This window comes from Kitasatospora sp. NPDC036755, assembly GCF_040636595.1.
Lineage (GTDB): Bacteria > Actinomycetota > Actinomycetes > Streptomycetales > Streptomycetaceae > Kitasatospora.
In genome coordinates, this window is sequence record NZ_JBEZUT010000650.1 from 1 (window position 1) to 1704 (window position 1704).

The 1704-nt window shown below is 77.4% G+C and carries 1 protein-coding gene and 2 pseudogenes; all 3 read left to right on the forward strand.

The genetic code is table 11. From position 1 onward, the window contains the following. Positions 1 to 328, forward strand: a pseudogene (locus AB0E96_RS40935) (hypothetical protein); the annotation flags it as partial. Next, positions 325 to 1485: a GNAT family N-acetyltransferase gene (locus AB0E96_RS40940; protein WP_359831903.1), complete on the forward strand. Its 1161-nt coding sequence runs from the start codon at positions 325 to 327 to the stop codon at positions 1483 to 1485. The pseudogene AB0E96_RS40935 and the gene AB0E96_RS40940, both read left to right, overlap by 4 nt. Positions 1486 to 1524: 39 nt before the next feature. Further along, positions 1525 to 1704: pseudogene (locus tag AB0E96_RS40945) on the forward strand (hypothetical protein); the annotation flags it as partial.

The window sequence follows — 1704 nt, forward strand, 5'->3', positions numbered from 1 at the left end:
GGCGGCGGTCCCGGCCGCCCCGCGCCCGCGCCGCGAGGAGCCGGCCGCGGCCGGGGCCACGGTCACGGCCTCCGCGCAGCCCAAGCCCAAGCCCAAGCCTGAACCCGAGTCCGAGTCCGAGTCCGAGCCTGAAGCGGCGAAGGCCGAGGGCGGGAGGGCCGGGAGCACCAAGGCCGCCGGGCGGACCGCGAAGAAGACCACCGTGAAGGCCGCCGCGAAGGCGGACGAGCAGAGCGCCGCCGCCGCCGCGCCGCCGGCGGCGGAGCAGCCCCCGGCCGACGCGCAGGCCCCCGCCCAGCGGAAGGCCCCGGCCGGGAGCGGCCGATGAGCACCGAGACCCGCAGAAGCGGCCTGCCCGCCCAGGCGAAGGCCCCGGTCTGGACCACCGAGCTGCGCCGCGAGGACGACGCCCTGGACGTCCTCGCCGAGGAGTGGGACGACCTCGCCGCCCGCTGCCGGACCGCGACCTTCTTCCAGGCCGCCGACTGGCAGCGCTCCTGGTGGCGTCACTACGGCCGCCCGGGCAGCCTGGTCGTGCTCCTGGTCCGCCGGGACGGCCGGCTGGTCGGCGCGGGCGCCTTCGTACGCCGCGGCGGACCGCTCGGCGGCCTGACCGGCCTCGGCGGCGGCCTGGTCGACTACACCGACGTCCTGCTCGACGACGAGTTCGCCGACCGGTCCGCCGCCGAGTTCGCCGCCGCGCTCCCGCTCACCCGCCCCTGGCACTGGCTGGAGCTGCGCGAGGTCCACCCGGAGGCGGCGGTGCACCGGGTGTACGGGCACTGGCGCGGCAGCCGCCGCCGCTACCGGGACTCGCTCTGCCAGTACCTGCCGGCCGTCCCGATGGACCGGCTGCTCAAACGGGTGCCCGGCAAGACCGCCCAGCGCAGCCGGGTGAAGCTCCGCAAGATCGCCGAGGCCGGGGTGAAGGTCCGCACGACCCCGGTGGCCGAGGTGCCGCAGGCGCTGGACGGGCTGCTGCGGCTGCACCAGCTGCAGTGGCAGGCGCGCGGCGTCACGCCCGAGCACCGCACCGAGCGGTTCGCCCGGCACCTGACCGAGTCCACCACCGGGCTGGTCGCCACCGGCAGGGCCGCCGTCCACCAGTTCCACCTGGACGGCCAGCTGGTCGCGGTGAACCTGCTGCTGCTCTGCCCCTCCTTCGGCGGGCTGTACATGTACGGCGCCCACCCGGTGCTGCGCGAGCGGCTGGACATCGCCGGACTGCTGTTCGGCGCGGCGCTGGACGAGACGGTCGGCGCCGGTGTCCCGGTGCTCGGCCTGCTGCGCGGCCAGGAGCCGTACAAGCAGCGCTGGCGGCCGGACCAGCTCGCCAACCAGCGGCTGCTGCTCGGCCCGGTGGGGGCGGCACCGGCGGCCGCCGTCCGGGCCGTGATGGTGCGCGCCCGGCAGGCGGCGGTGCACCAGCTGAGCACCCGCTTCCCCCGGCTCAAGGAGGCGCTGCTGGCCCGCCGCCGCAGCTGACGCCCCTCTTAGTGCTTGGCGTGCCGGGTGCCCGTCGGTTTGGCGGTCGGTTTGGCGGTCGTCGGGCGGACCGACGGGGCGGCCGCCCTGCTCGGCGCGGTGCCGCCCCCGGGTACGGCGGGGGCGGAGGAGCCGGACGGCGGGGTGCTGGTCCGCTGGCAGATGCACGCCGACGGGGTGCTCACCCTGGAGGTCACGGACGGCGGGGCGGCCACCCGG

Bases quoted from the DNA above. Each gene is read 5' to 3' on its own strand.
- AB0E96_RS40940 (WP_359831903.1), top strand. From the start codon at position 325: ATGAGCACCGAGACCCGCAGAAGCGGCCTGCCCGCCCAGGCGAAGGCC.